This window comes from Photorhabdus sp. RM323S (assembly GCF_042879375.1).
GTDB classification, from domain to species: domain Bacteria; phylum Pseudomonadota; class Gammaproteobacteria; order Enterobacterales; family Enterobacteriaceae; genus Photorhabdus; species Photorhabdus tasmaniensis.
The window spans coordinates 107,971-124,059 of sequence record NZ_JBHFKZ010000008.1; the positions used below are offsets into that span (position 1 = coordinate 107,971).

Below are 16,089 nucleotides of genomic sequence, written 5' to 3' on the forward strand. Positions count from 1 at the left end.
ATGGCTGATATTGGCAAAGTTAAAATTATTGGTCAGGTATTTTGACAGTCTGTTATTGATTATTAATGAAAAAACAAGGGGTTATTAATGGAAAATTTCAAATCTAAGTTACGTTCCCATGTTGAACATGTAAAAAAAGTAGGTGAACATTGCACTACGGAAGAAACGACAAAACAAGCATTGATTTTACCATTCTTAGATATTATTGGATTTAACCCTTATGATCCACAAAAAGTAAAAGCTGAATATGGGGCTGACTTTCCTGGTGCGAAAGCAAATGAACGAGTTGACTATGCCTTGTTTTGCCAAGGCGTCCCTGTAATGTTTATTGAAGCTAAATCATATAGAGAAAAAATAGAAAACCATTGCCCACAGCTTGCCAGGTATTTTAATTCGACACCCGAAGTAACTATTTCAGCTATAACAAATGGTGTCGAATGGCGTTTTTTTACCGACTTGAAACAAAAAAATGTTATGGATACTACCCCATTTTTACGTATTAGAATGGATGAAATAAGTGACGCAGATGCCAATCAATTATTTCGTTTTAGGCATGATAAGTTCAAACCAGAAGCATTAAGAACCTTGGCAGAAGAAAGTGTTTATTTATCAGCATTTACTAAAACAATAAGTTCAAGTTTACGAGATGTTGATACTGAATTCGTTCGTTATGTTGCAAGTAGATCTAATGTGGAACGTCAGCTTAACCAGCGCTTTATTGAATTAATAACACCTTTGGTTAAACAAGCAGTGGAAAAATCAGTTAGTGCAATGGTAGTATCTGGTCTTTCTAATAAACATATACCTTTAGACGATACTACTATTAGTGGTGAATTAGAAAAAGACGCTAATCCGGTTGATGAAATTACAGATATTGTTGATCCAAACAATCCCAACATAGTGACTACGAAAAATGAATTAGCTCTTTTTGACAAAGTTATATCTATATTAGGCGAAGATCAGGAATTACAGTCAAAAGATACAGAATCATATTTCAGCATCCTTTATCGAGGAAAAACAAATCGCTGGATATTAAGATACTATGATAAAAAAAACCGTTCATGTATCCAACTTCCTATTGAGCTCACTGATGTTTTACTTAATGAGGTCTCTCGCGCAGGTTTGGAATGTGATGGTTCCCGTATTTTCTTCGATCACCCAGAAAATATACTAAGAATTGCAGGAATTATCTTAGATTCTTTTTATTACGTAAAAAATGATGAAAATTTCAGGAAAAAAAGTTAGGGTAAAGGAGAGTACATTATGAGAAATTCATTAAGAACATTAGAAAAACCCCCTATTTCTATTATTATCTTAGACCTCATTTCATTTAATAATTATAATATTAATTAAAATGTGTATCATGGCCATGGATAGGCCATAAAAAAACACATTTTTTATTAAAACCAATGTATATTAACACTTTTAATCTACAAAAAATTAATCCCCTTTTGATGTTCCTCAACCATTCATTATCTAATTTGTATAAAAATAGAGAATTTTCAATATAAATAAATTATTAGCAAAAAAGAGGGAAGAATTTCACAGCTAACAATTGATGAATATTAAAGCAATAAAGAAAATATTTATGATAATTAAAGTCATCCTTATCTACTGCTATCCATCAAGAGAAAACAATAAAAATAGTTAGTTAATCGTATATAAGATATAAATTTTATCAAAAAATATATACTCATGACCTAAATTATGATATTTATTACAGCAGTTATTAAGCAAGTCATTTGAATAGTTATAAATTAGTTTACTTAGAAATTATATAGAGTGTAATTAAATGCAAAAACTTTTACTAAGCTGTGGCGCTATTTTTTCTGTATTTGCAATAACTTTACCTGCTCAAGCTGAACAACATACAGCTTCTATCGGGTATGCCTATGTGAAACCACAAGACGTTAAAGCGCTAAATGGCGCGACACTCAGTTACCGATATGAATTGGATGATCAATGGGGAGTATTATCATCGTTCACCTTTGCTAAAGGAGATGACGCAGAAACAATAGATCGCCCCAAAATTGATACTAAATATTATTCTTTAATGACTGGCCCAACTTATAGAATTAATGATTATATTAGTTTATACAGTCAGGTAGGATTATCCAGAATAAACCTGAAATTATCCTATAGCGGTACTGATGCAAATGGAAAGACAAATGAAAATGCCTTAGGCTGGGGAGCCGGATTTATTGTAAACCCAACAACAAATACATCAGTTACAGTCGGTTATGAAGGCAGCCGATTTGATATCAAAGACGGTGTAGATAAATATAAAATTTCCACCAATGGCTTTAATATAAGCGTCGGCTATCGTTTCTAATTTAATCAATAAAAAGATTATATTATCACCAAGGTTAATTATCTTATATGATTTATAGCCTTGGTGATTTATTCAGAAATTTCAACATTTATGTTAACCACTATTGGAGATTTACAGAACCTAGTTTTTCTATTGTGTAAAAAGCCAGCGCCTTTAATCCATCCTATCAACATCACTATCATAACAGGCTTGGAAAAAGACCGGGGTAGAATAGTACCCGGTCTTAACAGTTTCATTTAACGGAGCATACAAAAAATAGATACAATATTCGGTAAGCTTGCCCCAAATATGTCCCAAATTAGAAATGAAATAAAGGAAGTTAATTATAACTGACTGATTTAACTGGTGGGTTGTCGGGGACTCGAACCCCGGACCAATTGATTAAGAGTCAACTGCTCTGCCGACTGAGCTAACAACCCAATGTCAACGATTATTCTCCGATACAAAGCTGCCGTCAATATCTTCTTACTCTTTTTTACTAAACGAATAATTCATATTCAATCCCAAGAGTACTAATAAGTTAAATTGTAACCAATTTGTTTTTAACGTGAGATCAAGCTGTTATTATTATAGTAATCTGTGTCACAATATTTTTCGCAAACATCATCACATATAAGGCCACTTAAAGAGCCTTAACAATTTACCTGAGAAAATATTGGACACCATTCTATGGCAGAAAAAATACAAACAACACTTTCCGCTAAAACCGGGGAAATGCAACTACAACGCAATCTAACCAACCGACATATACAACTTATTGCTATCGGTGGTGCCATTGGCACAGGCCTGTTTATGGGATCAGGGAAAACCATCTCTCTGGCCGGGCCATCGATCATATTTGTTTATATGATTATCGGTTTCATGCTGTTTTTCGTTATGCGCGCAATGGGTGAACTCCTGCTCTCGAACCTGCAATATAAATCATTCAGTGATTTTTCCGCAGATTTATTAGGGCCTTGGGCTGGTTTTTTTGTCGGCTGGACTTACTGGTTCTGTTGGGTCATTACCGGTATCGCCGATGTCGTCGCCATCACCTCATATATCAGCTATTGGCAACCCGATTTTCCACAATGGATCACTTCCCTGCTCTGCGTTTCACTATTGCTGGCCCTTAATCTGGCAACAGTGAAATTATTCGGTGAAATGGAATTCTGGTTCGCCATGATAAAAATAGTTGCCATTGTCGCACTCATTGTGACAGGCGCTGTTTTGATTGGTATGCATTTTCAATCTCCTGCGGGTCATACCGCCTCATTGGCCAATATATGGAATGATGGTGGATTATTTCCAACAGGGTTAAGTGGATTTTTTGCTGGGTTCCAGATAGCAATATTCGCCTTTGTAGGAATTGAATTAGTGGGTACTGCTGCCGCGGAAACTAAAGATCCCATGAAATCACTTCCCAGAGCAATTAATGCTATCCCGGTTCGTATTATCACCTTCTACGTGCTGGCACTGATAATTATCATGTCAGTCACACCATGGCGTTCAATCATTGCAGACAAAAGCCCTTTTGTTGAGCTGTTCGTTCTGATTGGTTTACCCGCTGCCGCCAGTATCGTGAACTTCGTAGTATTAACTTCTGCCGCATCCTCAGCAAACAGTGGAGTCTTCTCCACCAGCCGTATGCTGTTTGGACTGGCAAAAGAAGGTGATGCACCACAGCAATTTAGCCGCCTTTCACGCCGTTCCGTGCCCGCGTCAGGATTAATTTTTACCTGTTTATGTTTATCTTGTGGTGTGGTGCTGATTTATTTAATTCCTGATGTGATGCATGTATTTACATTGGTGACAACTGTTTCAGCCATTCTGTTTATGTTTGTCTGGAGTATGATCCTGTGTTCATATCTGGTTTACCGGAAACGTCGCCCTGCATTACATAAGGCTTCAATATATAAAATGCCGCTGGGGATTATTATGTCGTGGGTCTGTCTGGCATTTTTTGCATTTGTTCTGATATTGCTCACATTACGAGATGATACTCGCCAAGCATTAATCATCACACCTGTTTGGTTTCTAGTATTAATTATTGGTTTTCAAATTGTAAAAAAACGTAGAACTCGCTTATACGGCTAACTTATTTAAATTTCTACTATTATCTATATGACCTGTTGGAATAATACACCACAGGTCATTTTTATTACTGCAATCTAACAAATCACCACTACACTTAATTCCATTCGCATTCCCCCAATGAACATGAATGAAGAATCGCTTGCTATCAGGGCGAACATGGAGCAACGATTGCTAAAAAACTTAAAGCTTAAATTTATGTGAAGGCATTTTGCCTTCACAATTTCCGGTTTGACTTTAAATCACTTAGTGTTGTATTGCGCTTCAGCATCAATAAAACGCTGTTGTGCTTCTCTGCTTGGCGCTTTACCCAACAGGCTGACAACAACTATCGCAATAGAAGCAAAGATAAAACCAGGGATAATTTCATACAACGCAAACCACTGGTACTTCATCCACACCAATACGGTTATTGCACCCACCAACATACCCGCCAGTGCGCCATTGCGTGTCATACGCTGCCAGACAACAGAGATCAGTACCACCGGACCGAACGCCGCGCCAAATCCGGCCCAGGCATTACTTACCAGTGCCAGCACTTTATTGTCAGGATTAGTTGCTATTACCATAGCGACAGCGGCCACCAATAGCACCATGAAACGCCCCACCCATACCAGCTCTTTCTGGCTGGCAGATTTGCGAATAAAGGGCTTATAAAGATCCTCAGTCAATGCACTTGCACATACTAACAACTGGCAGCTAAGAGTACTCATCACCGCAGCCAGAATCGCCGACAATAAAATGCCCGCTATCCACGGATTAAACAAAACAACAGCCAGTTCCATAAAGATACGCTCACGATTGGCAGCGACCGGACCAGCCAGGTCAGGATGCATTTCAAAATAAGCAATACCAAAGAAACCGACAGAAATCGTTCCTGCCAGGCATAACACCATCCAAGTCATACTGATGCGACGAGCTTTACGAACAGTGTGATGGGAATCTGCCGCCATAAAACGCGCCAAAATATGTGGCTGACCAAAATAACCTAATCCCCAACCCAATAGCGAGATAATAGCGATAAAGTTCAACCCCTTAAACATATCCAGATAAGCGGGGTTTTTCGCTGCTATCAAAGCAATAGAGGTATCAATGCCGCCGATAGAGAAAATAACGATAAGCGGAGTCAGGATAAGAGCGAAGATCATTAACGAAGCCTGGACAGTATCCGTCCAGCTGACAGCCAGGAAGCCACCGAGGAATGTATAGGCAATCGTTGCCGCAGCACCAAGCCACATAGCTTTCTGATAACTGATACCGAAAGTGCTTTCAAATAACAATCCTCCGGCAACAGCGCCAGAAGCACAATAAATAGTAAAGAAAATCAGGATAACCAGTGCGGAAATAATGCGCAGGATCTTACTGCTATCTTCAAAACGACTGGTGAAATAATCGGGTAGTGTCAGCGCATTGTTATTGACTTCCGTCTGGATCCGTAACCTGCCCGCAACTAATTTCCAGTTCAGGTAAGCGCCTAAAGAAAGGCCAATCGCTATCCAACTTTCTGAAACCCCGGCGAAATAAACTACGCCAGGCAAACCCATTAATAGCCAACCACTCATATCCGAAGCACCGGCAGACAAAGCCGTTACCACGCTACCTAATCGCCTTCCTCCCAAGATATAGTCATCAAAATTTTTGGTTGAGCGATAAGCCAAAAAGCCTATCAACAACATTCCACTAATGTAGACAATAAAGGTGATTAGCATTGGTGTATTTACTGTCATGCAGGTTCTCCATAGTGTTATCTGTGTTTTGCAAAGCCGCAGTTCTCCTGGGGACACAGAGTTTTCCCTGTCAGGTTCAGGAACGTTGCACCTGATTGCACCTAAAAATAGTTTATAATTTTAAATTGAAATAATTATTTTTGTAACAAATTAGAAAGTCACAATGAATCCTAGATTAGCACCAGGTAATTTAACAACTAATTAACGCCATTTTTTACAAGAAACGTTTGCTGAATCACATTTATTTGATTTAAAGGTTATACTTTTTAACCATTTCATGGTTACCCCACTGGTATTAGCCATAAAATGCCGAACCAATATATATCAATTAGATAAAGTTACAAAAATAAATACCCTTTCCTAATTATAATAACTGGATTAATTTCACAAAAATCAAACAAGCAATACGCATAAGGTTGCACAAAGTTGCAACATGTCAGATATTATCATGTAACTTAGACAAACCTTACCTATTGAGGAGCGAGGATGGGTAGTACAACAATGGGCGTGAAGCTTGATGAGGCAACTCGTGATCGCATTAAAGCCGCTGCACTGCGGATTGACCGCACTCCACACTGGCTGATTAAACAAGCTATTTTCAATTACCTTGAACGTCTTGAAAATGATGAGCAGATCACTGAGCTATCTGCCAGTCAGGATCTTAAAGAAGAGAAGATAACCACAGAGGAAACTGTCACAGACTCTTCTCATCAACCTTTCCTCGACTTCGCAGAACATATCTTGCCTCAATCAGTAAAACGTTCCGCAATCACCGCGGGTTATCGCCTGCCGGAAACACAGGCAGTGCCAATGCTGCTGCAACAGGCGCAATTACCCGAAGATCAGGCACAAGCAACGCATAAGCTGGCCTACAGCATTGCAGAAAAATTGCGTAACCAGAAAAACAGCGTTGGACGTTCTGGTTTGGTTCAAGGGTTGTTGCAGGAGTTTTCACTGTCATCTCAGGAAGGCGTTGCCCTGATGTGCCTCGCGGAAGCCCTGCTCCGTATTCCAGATAAAGCCACCCGTGACGCGCTGATCCGCGATAAAATCAGCAATGGCAACTGGCATTCCCATCTGGGCCAAAGTTCATCCATGTTTGTCAACGCAGCAACATGGGGCCTGCTGTTTACCGGTAAACTGGTTTCTACCCACAACGAAGCCAAGCTCTCCAATTCACTGAATCGCATTATCAGTAAAAGCGGAGAACCATTAGTCCGTAAAGGCGTAGATATGGCAATGCGCCTGATGGGTGAACAGTTTGTCACAGGTGAAACTATCGCTCAGGCATTGGCAAGCGCACGTAAGCTGGAAGAAAAAGGGTTCCGCTACTCCTATGACATGCTGGGTGAAGCCGCATTAACTGAGGAAGATGCTCAGGATTATATGGTTTCCTACCAACAAGCCATTCATGCTATCGGTAAGGCATCCAACGGCCGCGGTATCTATGAAGGGCCTGGAATTTCCATCAAGCTTTCTGCCCTGCACCCACGTTATAGCCGTGCTCAATATGAACGCGTCATGAGCGAGCTGTACCCGCGCCTGCTTTCCCTGACATTACAAGCCCGCCAATATGATATTGGCATCAATATTGATGCGGAAGAGGCGGATCGTCTGGAAATCTCCCTCGACTTGCTGGAAAAACTCTGTTTCGAACCACAATTGGCAGGCTGGAATGGTATTGGTTTCGTTATTCAGGCTTATCAAAAACGCTGTCCATTTGTTATCGATGCGATAGTTGATTTAGCACAGCGCAGCCGTCGTCGTCTAATGGTGCGACTGGTAAAAGGCGCTTATTGGGATAGTGAAATTAAACGTGCGCAAATAGATGGGCTGGAAGGCTATCCGGTTTACACCCGCAAAGTTTATACCGACGTTTCCTATCTGGCTTGTGCCCGCAAACTGTTGTCAGTACCAAACCTGATCTATCCGCAGTTCGCCACCCATAACGCGCATACTTTATCTGCTGTTTATCATATGGCCGGTCAAAACTATTATCCTGGTCAATATGAATTCCAATGCCTGCACGGCATGGGAGAGCCCCTGTATGAGCAAGTGGTCGGGAAAATTGCTGATGGAAAATTAAACCGTCCATGTCGTATTTACGCACCGGTAGGCACTCACGAAACACTATTGGCCTATCTGGTCCGTCGTCTGCTAGAGAATGGCGCTAATACATCCTTCGTCAACCGTATTGCCGATACCACGTTGCCACTGGATGAACTTGTTGCTGATCCGGTGAAAAAAGTTCAAAAGATGGCCGAAGCCGAAGGACAAATCGGTCTTTCACATCCGAAAATCCCTCTTCCTCATGACCTGTATGGCAAAGATCGCGCAAACTCAGCCGGTCTGGATCTTTCCAACGAACATCGGCTGGCTTCTCTTTCCAGTGCGCTACTGAGCTCTTCTACGGAAGAACGGTACAGTGAACCATTGCTGGGTGGCAATTATTGCCATCAAGGCGAGCAACCTGCTGCCAAGCCTGTCATTAACCCTGCCGCACCACTGGATATCGTCGGCTATGTGCGTGAAACAACTGAACAAGAAGTCGCTCATGCTCTGGATGCCGCAACAGAAGCTGGATCAATCTGGTTTGCAACTCCACCATCAGAACGCGCAGCAATTCTGGTTCGCGCTGCTGAATTGATGGAAAGCCAAATGCAGCCACTGTTGGGCATTCTGGCCCGGGAAGCTGGCAAAACCTTTAATAATGCGATTGCTGAGGTACGCGAAGCGGTAGACTTCCTCCATTACTATGCCGGACAGGTCCGCCATGATTTCGCTAATGATACCCACCGCCCACTGGGACCCGTTGTGTGTATCAGCCCGTGGAACTTCCCATTAGCCATTTTTACCGGGCAGATAGCAGCTGCGTTGGCTGCCGGTAACAGTGTGTTGGCAAAACCGGCGGAGCAGACTCCATTAATTGCAGCGACTGCGGTCAAAATATTGCATCAGGCAGGAATTCCCCATGATGTACTACAATTATTACCTGGCCGGGGTGAAACCATTGGTTCGCTTCTGGTTGGTGATGAGAGAGTACGTGGCGTGATGTTTACTGGTTCTACAGAAGTGGCCGGCCTGTTACAACGTAACATTGCCGGACGGCTTGACGCACAAGGGCGCCCAACCCCGCTCATTGCAGAAACCGGCGGCCTGAACGCAATGATTGTCGACTCTTCCGCTCTCACAGAACAAGTTGTTACTGATGTGGTCGCCTCTGCTTTTGACAGTGCAGGTCAACGCTGTTCAGCCTTACGAATCCTCTGTATTCAGGATGATGTGGCAGAACGTACTATCACCATGTTGAAAGGCGCAATGTCTGAATGCCGGATGGGCAATCCTGAACGCCTTTCTACCGATATCGGCCCGGTCATTGACGCTGAAGCCAAAGCCGGTATTGATCGTCATATTCAGGCAATGCGCACCAAAGGACGCGCGATTTATCAAGCAGCACAAGACAATGTGACTGACAGTAAAGAGTGGGAGCAAGGTACTTTTGTTAAACCGACACTGATTGAACTGGAAAGTTTTGATGAATTGAAACAAGAGATCTTCGGCCCGGTTCTGCATGTTGTCCGTTTTAAACGCAATGAGTTGGATAAGTTACTTGATCAGATTAACAATTCCAACTACGGCCTGACACTGGGCGTACATACCCGCATCGATGAAACTATTGTACAAGTCACCTCTAAGGCGAAAGTAGGTAACCTGTATGTTAACCGTAATATGGTCGGCGCGGTTGTTGGTGTGCAGCCGTTCGGTGGTGAAGGCTTATCCGGTACAGGTCCAAAAGCGGGCGGCCCGCTCTATCTGTATCGCCTGCTCTCTTGCCGCCCTCAGAATGCCATTAATCAGACGTTGGAACGTCAGGATGTTGAGTATCCACTGGATACCAATGCCCGTTCAGTGCTTATGGCACCATTTGATGCCCTGGCAGAATGGGTTACCACTCAGCACAGCGAAGAGCTAAATCAGTTGGTGCAACAGTACAAATTGCTGGCACAAAGTGGCACCACCCGCTTGTTACCCGGGCCGACAGGTGAACGCAATACCTACACCCTGTTACCTCGTGGTCAGGTACTGTGTTTAGCGGATAATCAGCAAGATACATTGATCCAACTGGTAGCAACATTATCTGTTGGCTGTCAGTTACTGTGGCAAAATGATGAAATGCATCAACAACTGTTCCGTCAATTACCGGATAGTGTCCGTAAAGCAATCACGCTGATCCGGGACTGGCAAAATGAAGATACGGAATTTGAAGCTGTTATTTACCATGGCGATTCTGATCAACTCCGTCAGGTTTGTGAACACGTCGCCCAACGTAAAGGAGCCATCATCTCCGTACAAGGTTTTGCCCGTGGAGAAACTAACCTGCTGCTAGAACGTCTGCTGCATGAACGTTCACTGAGCATTAACACTGCCGCAGCGGGGGGCAATGCCAGTCTGATGACTATTGGTTAATTCCAGATAAAGCGAAGGGGAACACACTGAAAATGTGTTCCCCTGAAATTGAACATCTCTTTGCTGTTTATATTTCCAGCTTAGTGGCCGCCCTGCTGCCAGCTCAAATACTGCTCATACTTCCGCAAGGCAATGTTGTAGTTACTGAATGCGGACTGTGACAGTTTCTCACTCAGTTGTTCCTGAATTTTCTCTGTTGTGAACTCTTTTGCAGGGTAATTGCTTGAAGTGAGCAATTCATCCAAACGTCGTAAACGAACCACATACTCACGAATAGTGCTATGACTCATTTCAGTTTGTTCAAACAGATACTGTTTGAAAGACATGATGTCAAAATAATCTGTCTCGCTATTGCAATAAATCTCACTGCAAAAACGGCATAACGCGACAAATTTATCTTGCAGTTCATCCCAAGTCTTGTCATCAATCAACTCCGTCATTTCGGAGATAGACTCTTTGTTGATCACCTGGCCATTAAAAACCAAAGAGATGCGGTCAAGAGCTTTGTGACAATGCAAGCAATGAGTTTGACTATGTTTGTAGTCTTTAATGTAACGGCTGAGCGGCCGTTTCTTTTGTGTTGTAACAGACATAAGAGATAAAGCCCTGTGTGTAGTCTTAAACAAAAAAACAAATAAGCAAAAAGTTACTTTTCCGGATTTAGGCGTGCCCGCAAGCGTTTAATCGCCTGGCTGTGTAACTGACTTATACGGGACTCCCCGACTTCAAGTACTGCGCCAATCTCTTTCAGATTAAGTTCTTCCTGATAATACAGCGTCAGAACCATTTTTTCTCGCTCAGGTAACGAATCAATAGCATCAATTACCCGTTGACGAATGTCACTTTCCAGCAATTGTTGTAAGGGATTGGTTTCATACCCTTCTTCAACAACAGGTTCACAGCTTTCACCGTGCATTTCATGCCATTCGTCATACGAAAACAACTGACTGTTATTCGTATCTAACAGTATCTGCCGATATTCTACCAGATCAATCTTTAATTCTTTAGCAACTTCCTGCTCACTGGCTGGACGGCCTAAGTCTTGCTCAAGTTTACGGATGGTTTGCGTCACTTCGCGCGCATTACGTCGCACGCTACGCGGAGCCCAATCACGGCTCCTTAACTCATCCAACATTGCACCTCTGATGCGCTGTACCGCATAAGTGGTAAACGCGGTTCCTTGTAAGGAATCAAAACGTTCCACCGCATTTAGTAAGCCGATTCCCCCGGCCTGAAGCAGATCATCTAGCTCCACACACGCGGGTAACCTAACTTGTAGCCTTAACGCTTCATGGCGAACTAATGGTACATAGCGCTTCCAGAGGCTGTTTTTGTCCATCACGCCTTCGGCGGTATACAAATCGCTCACAACAACAGACACCTTTGGAATAAGAGACTAACTACCATTATCCAATCCCCTAACAAGGGCAATCGTTTGAACAATGTAGTAAAAGCACTTCTTTTTCACCTATGCGAAATTTATTGCCCGCCTAATAGTAACACAAATTTTAGGCTGTTCACGATAAACGACTAAAAAAGAAGGACCGGCGAGCCGATCCTTGATTTATTTGAATTTTTATGTGAATCAAGTTCACATATTGTGTTAGCTGAGAAATTAACGCAGCAGAGACAATACAGTCTGAGGCACTTGGTTAGCCTGAACCAGAACCGCAGTACCTGCTTGTTGCAGAATTTGACCACGGCTCATGTTAGACACTTCAGTTGCGTAGTCAGCATCTTGGATACGGCTACGAGCAGCGCTCAGGTTGTTAACGGTGTTATTCAGGTTGTTAACAGTAGATTCAAAACGGTTTTGGATAGCGCCCAAAGAGCTACGCAGTTTGTCAACTTTTGACAGAGCATTGTCTAAATCGCCTAACGGCTTAGCGTTATCGTCAATCTTGGTTGTTTCACCGATTACCTGAACGTTACCTTCGTTGTCAATAGTGGCTTTATAATATACGTCTTTACCGTCTTTTTGACCGGATACAACGTATTCGTCCTTAATTGCCTTACCATCTTTATCATTGGATGCAGAGACCTTGGGATTAGCAACACCATCAAGACCAGTTACTGGTTTTACATCAACCTTGTCGGGTTTACCTGGAACGTCAATCTTACTAACTGGATCGCCTACACGCACTCCAAATAATGAATTAACATTAAATTTGTCCAGCCCCATTGTGCCTTTGTCGATTTGTTCCAGACTAATAGTGATAGTTTCACCATCGTTAGCACCAACCTGGATGGTCAATTTGCTATCTTTACTTAGGACATTAACACCATTAAATTGAGTTTGTTCAGAGATACGATTAATCTCGTCTAAACGCTGATTCACTTCGTCCTTAATAGAGTTAATATCGCTTTCAGAGTTGCTGCCGTTTTGCGCCTGTACCGTTAATTCACGGATACGCTGCAAGTTGGTATTGATTTCGTTCAGAGCACCTTCGGTAGTCTGTGCAATAGAGATACCGTCGTTAGCGTTACGTGCTGCCTGAGACAAACCTTTAACGTTTGCAGTGAAACGGTTAGCGATCGCTTGACCAGCAGCGTCATCCTTCGCGCTGTTGATACGCAGACCAGAAGACAAACGCTCGATAGCGTTACCCAAAGCACCCTGGGATTTATTCAGGTTATTCTGAGTCAGCAGGGACAGGCTATTGGTGTTGATGACTTGTGCCATAGTAAGAGTTCCTTTTTTAAATCAAGCAGATATAAGTTTGGGCCTTTGCCCACGGTGTTCATCACCGCCAACAGTTTTATCGGCGTTCCTCAAAGAACCTTTAATTTTTCTTGAAAAAACTTTTCTTTTTTTAACATATTTCTCTTATAAGCCAAACAGCGTCCGTTCTTCACGACTATTCTTACCATCAAAAAATTATTTTTATTAGTAAACTTTTTTCGAAACTTACCGATAACCGGTTCAACAAAGATTTACTAATAAAGGAGTCAATATGGCTAGCATTTCTTCATTAGGGGCCGGGTCGGGGATGGATCTGGGTTCTATACTGGATAAACTTCAGGCAGCAGAACAAAAACGTTTAGAACCACTGACACAACAACAAACCAGTTATAAAGGTAAGCTAACAGCTTTTGGTACGTTAAAAGGCAGCCTGGAAAAGCTGGAAACTGCGTCTGAATCACTGAAAAAATTCGATAAACTCAATACAACCACCGCCAGTGAAAAACATGAGGCATTCACTGCCACGACGGACTCTAAAGCCAGCCCAGGCAACTACAGTATTGAAGTTGAACAATTGGCGCAGGCGCAGGCATTACAGACAGGAAAAGTCGATGATCTGAAAACGTATCAAGGAGAATCTCTGGGCGAAGGCAAAACCCGAACAATTACCATCACTCAGCCTGGCGAAAAAAAGCCAATGCAAATCAAGTTGACAGACGCACAAACCTCTATCCTTGAACTGCGTGACGCAATTAATAAACAGGAAGGTAATGTCAACGCCAGTATTATTAAGGCAAAAGATGGCGAAAACTATTTAGTTTTGACGGCTAAAAAAGCTGGCACTAAATCAATCATGACAATCAAGGTTGACGGTGACGACAAACTGGGCCAGTTTCTGAACTACACTCCGGGTACCGATGGCGGTAAAGGCACAGGTGGGTTAACTCAAACCGTTGAAGCTAAGAACGCACTCTTGAAAGTTAACAACATCGAAATTGAGCGTCAAACAAACCATATTACTGACGCACCAGAAGGCGTTAAACTGGATCTGAAAAAAACGACCCACGATAAGACCCACGATAAAGATAAACCGGGGGGACATAAGCCTGAAATGCTGGTGGTCTCCCGTGATATTGAGCCGACGAAAGAGGCGATTAAAAACTGGGTTGATGCTTATAATGAACTGCAAACGACGTTTGATTCTCTGACCAAATTTAAACCGGTAAAACAGGGTGAAGAACCGTCGAAAGATAATGGCGCTTTACTCGGTGACAGCACTCTGCGTGGAATACAAAACCAGTTGAGAAGCCAAGTTTTCAGCTTTCAGGCCGCTAATGATATTTCGACCCTGAATAAACTGGGTATTAAGCAAAAGCTTGATGGCAAACTGGAAATTGACAAAGAAAAACTGGAAAAAAATCTAACAGAAAAACCCGCTAATGTGAAAGCATTCTTTATGGGTGACGGTAAAGAAACCGGTTTTGCCACCCAGACACATAAACTATTAAAAGACGCTCTGGATAGCCATGAAGGTACATTAGTCACCGCAACTAACGGCATTAATAAGCGTCTGAAAACACTTGAAAAACAAGTGGACAGAACACAAATCAACATTAACGAAACGATTGAACGCTATAAACACCAATTTTCACAACTGGATAAGATGGTCTCTTCCCTGAAACAGACCAGTAACTTCCTATTACAACAGATGAGATAATTAAAGGAAATTATGTATCAACGTTCGGCAAGTCAATTATATGCCCAGATAGATGTGGAAAGTGAAATTATGAATGCTTCCCCCTATCAGTTGATTCAGATTTTGTTCAACGGGGCGCTTAGCGCCCTGCGTCGGGCAATTATTCTGATGGAGCAAGGTAATATCGCGGAAAAAGGCGCAGCTATTTCCAAAGCGATCAATATCATTGATAATGGCCTCAAACAGGGGTTAGATAACGAGAAAGGCGGAGAGCTGGCACACAATCTTGCTTCCCTTTACGACTATATGACCCAACGTTTACTCCACGCTAATTTACACAATGATGAGCCAGCCATTACCGAAGTTATAAAGTTACTCACCGAGATTTCAGAAACTTGGCGGCAAATTGGCCCTCATTACAACGCCAGTCAGGATATTGTTTAATGGATAATGAAATGGATCTTTTGTCAGCTTACCAACGGATCCTAAGTTTAAGTGAGCAGATGCTTAATTTAGCCAAAAACGAAAAATGGGATGATCTTGTTGATATGGAAATCACCTACCTCAAAGCAGTAGAAGTGATCAGCCACTCTTCAATATCATCTGCCACCTCTCTTTCGTTACAGCAGAAAATGACCAACATTTTGCAGACAATTTTAGATAATGAAAATGAGATAAAAGAACTGTTACAGGGAAGACTTGATGAACTCAGCAAACTCATCAAACAAGCGGGCCGACAGCAATTATTAAATGATAGCTACGGTCAATTCCCTGCTGAACCCTATCATACCCTTATGAGCTCTACGGAACAGAAGTAATTGAGAAATAAAGGTGATGTATTTTCATCACCATTATTTACTCATTTTGTGAGCTTGGTTTAGGATGTATTGATTTCAGTTCAAACTATAAGAAATAGATAATAAAATCTTGGTAATTAAATAGTGTTCTGCTTTTCATTTTCAATATCTTATATGTCAATGAAAGGTATCTTACATTTCTGACGAAAATATGTAGTATCCCGGTCTACAAATCAGGATTGTTCTTCATATTCCCTCCCATCGTGACCAATGGGTATGAAGGAGCTGTTTGATGTAGCCCTGTGGTTTAATTT

11 protein-coding genes and 1 tRNA gene are annotated in these 16,089 nt (G+C 42.1%); 7 read left to right on the top strand and 5 right to left on the bottom strand.

Annotated elements, in window-relative coordinates; translation table 11 throughout:
- The first annotated feature begins 87 nt into the window (after positions 1–87).
- Positions 88–1,245 carry a type I restriction endonuclease gene (locus tag ACGF7G_RS06140; protein WP_387464206.1) on the top strand — a complete coding sequence of 386 codons (1,158 nt, stop codon included), beginning with the start codon at positions 88–90 and terminating at the stop codon, positions 1,243–1,245.
- A gap of 547 nt (positions 1,246–1,792) precedes the next feature.
- Positions 1,793–2,332 carry an Ail/Lom family outer membrane beta-barrel protein gene (locus ACGF7G_RS06145; protein ID WP_387464209.1) on the top strand — a complete coding sequence of 180 codons (540 nt, stop codon included), beginning with the start codon at positions 1,793–1,795 and terminating at the stop codon, positions 2,330–2,332.
- Positions 2,333–2,675: 343 nt separating this feature from the next.
- Here the strand turns inward: ACGF7G_RS06145 and ACGF7G_RS06150 are convergent.
- Positions 2,676–2,751 (bottom strand) — tRNA-Lys (locus tag ACGF7G_RS06150).
- A 250-nt stretch (positions 2,752–3,001) separates the two neighbouring features.
- Between ACGF7G_RS06150 and cycA the strand changes: the two genes are divergently transcribed.
- Positions 3,002–4,408, top strand: coding sequence for a D-serine/D-alanine/glycine transporter (cycA, locus tag ACGF7G_RS06155; RefSeq protein ID WP_387464210.1), 1,407 nt, complete (start codon positions 3,002–3,004; stop codon positions 4,406–4,408).
- A 239-nt stretch (positions 4,409–4,647) separates the two neighbouring features.
- On the opposite strand, the gene putP is transcribed toward cycA, so the two are convergent.
- The gene (putP, locus tag ACGF7G_RS06160) at positions 4,648–6,132 is read right to left on the bottom strand and encodes a sodium/proline symporter PutP (protein ID WP_387464212.1); all 1,485 of its coding nucleotides are present in this window, start codon (positions 6,130–6,132) and stop codon (positions 4,648–4,650) included.
- 486 nt (positions 6,133–6,618) lie between these two features.
- Between putP and putA the strand changes: the two genes are divergently transcribed.
- On the top strand, positions 6,619–10,599 hold the full coding sequence (gene putA / locus ACGF7G_RS06165) for a trifunctional transcriptional regulator/proline dehydrogenase/L-glutamate gamma-semialdehyde dehydrogenase (RefSeq protein WP_387464214.1): 3,981 nt from the start codon (positions 6,619–6,621) through the stop codon (positions 10,597–10,599).
- An 80-nt stretch (positions 10,600–10,679) separates the two neighbouring features.
- On the opposite strand, the gene fliZ is transcribed toward putA, so the two are convergent.
- From fliZ to ACGF7G_RS06180, 3 genes are all read right to left on the bottom strand, one after another.
- The gene (fliZ, locus tag ACGF7G_RS06170) at positions 10,680–11,192 is read right to left on the bottom strand and encodes a flagella biosynthesis regulatory protein FliZ (protein WP_133815855.1); all 513 of its coding nucleotides are present in this window, start codon (positions 11,190–11,192) and stop codon (positions 10,680–10,682) included.
- Positions 11,193–11,245: 53 nt separating this feature from the next.
- The gene (locus ACGF7G_RS06175; protein WP_133815856.1) at positions 11,246–11,968 is read right to left on the bottom strand and encodes an RNA polymerase sigma factor FliA; all 723 of its coding nucleotides are present in this window, start codon (positions 11,966–11,968) and stop codon (positions 11,246–11,248) included.
- A gap of 246 nt (positions 11,969–12,214) precedes the next feature.
- A complete protein-coding gene (locus ACGF7G_RS06180) occupies positions 12,215–13,282 on the bottom strand; it encodes a FliC/FljB family flagellin (protein ID WP_133815857.1) in 1,068 nt (355 codons plus the stop codon).
- Between the two features lie 271 nt (positions 13,283–13,553).
- On the opposite strand from ACGF7G_RS06180, the gene fliD reads away from it, so the two are divergent.
- The 3 genes from fliD to fliT are packed head-to-tail and all read left to right on the top strand — an operon-like array spanning position 13,554 to position 15,796.
- Positions 13,554–14,999 (top strand): flagellar filament capping protein FliD, encoded by a 1,446-nt coding sequence (gene fliD / locus ACGF7G_RS06185; RefSeq protein ID WP_133815858.1) that lies wholly within the window; start codon positions 13,554–13,556, stop codon positions 14,997–14,999.
- 12 nt (positions 15,000–15,011) lie between these two features.
- Complete coding sequence (gene fliS, locus ACGF7G_RS06190) at positions 15,012–15,422, top strand: flagellar export chaperone FliS (protein ID WP_133815859.1); 411 nt, start codon at positions 15,012–15,014, stop codon at positions 15,420–15,422.
- The gene (fliT, locus tag ACGF7G_RS06195) at positions 15,422–15,796 is read left to right on the top strand and encodes a flagella biosynthesis regulatory protein FliT (protein ID WP_133815860.1); all 375 of its coding nucleotides are present in this window, start codon (positions 15,422–15,424) and stop codon (positions 15,794–15,796) included. The genes fliS and fliT overlap by 1 nt, the downstream gene beginning before the upstream one ends.
- The last annotated feature ends 293 nt before the right edge of the window (positions 15,797–16,089 follow it).

Excerpts from the sequence above, each read along its gene's own strand:
- ACGF7G_RS06140 (WP_387464206.1), top strand. The coding sequence starts at position 88 with ATGGAAAATTTCAAATCTAAGTTACGTTCCCATGTTGAACATGTAAAA.
- ACGF7G_RS06145 (WP_387464209.1), top strand. The coding sequence starts at position 1,793 with ATGCAAAAACTTTTACTAAGCTGTGGCGCTATTTTTTCTGTATTTGCA.
- cycA (WP_387464210.1), top strand. The coding sequence starts at position 3,002 with ATGGCAGAAAAAATACAAACAACACTTTCCGCTAAAACCGGGGAAATG.
- putP (WP_387464212.1), bottom strand. The coding sequence starts at position 6,132 with ATGACAGTAAATACACCAATGCTAATCACCTTTATTGTCTACATTAGT.
- putA (WP_387464214.1), top strand. The coding sequence starts at position 6,619 with ATGGGTAGTACAACAATGGGCGTGAAGCTTGATGAGGCAACTCGTGAT.
- fliZ (WP_133815855.1), bottom strand. The coding sequence starts at position 11,192 with ATGTCTGTTACAACACAAAAGAAACGGCCGCTCAGCCGTTACATTAAA.
- ACGF7G_RS06180 (WP_133815857.1), bottom strand. The coding sequence starts at position 13,282 with ATGGCACAAGTCATCAACACCAATAGCCTGTCCCTGCTGACTCAGAAT.
- fliD (WP_133815858.1), top strand. The coding sequence starts at position 13,554 with ATGGCTAGCATTTCTTCATTAGGGGCCGGGTCGGGGATGGATCTGGGT.
- fliS (WP_133815859.1), top strand. The coding sequence starts at position 15,012 with ATGTATCAACGTTCGGCAAGTCAATTATATGCCCAGATAGATGTGGAA.
- fliT (WP_133815860.1), top strand. The coding sequence starts at position 15,422 with ATGGATAATGAAATGGATCTTTTGTCAGCTTACCAACGGATCCTAAGT.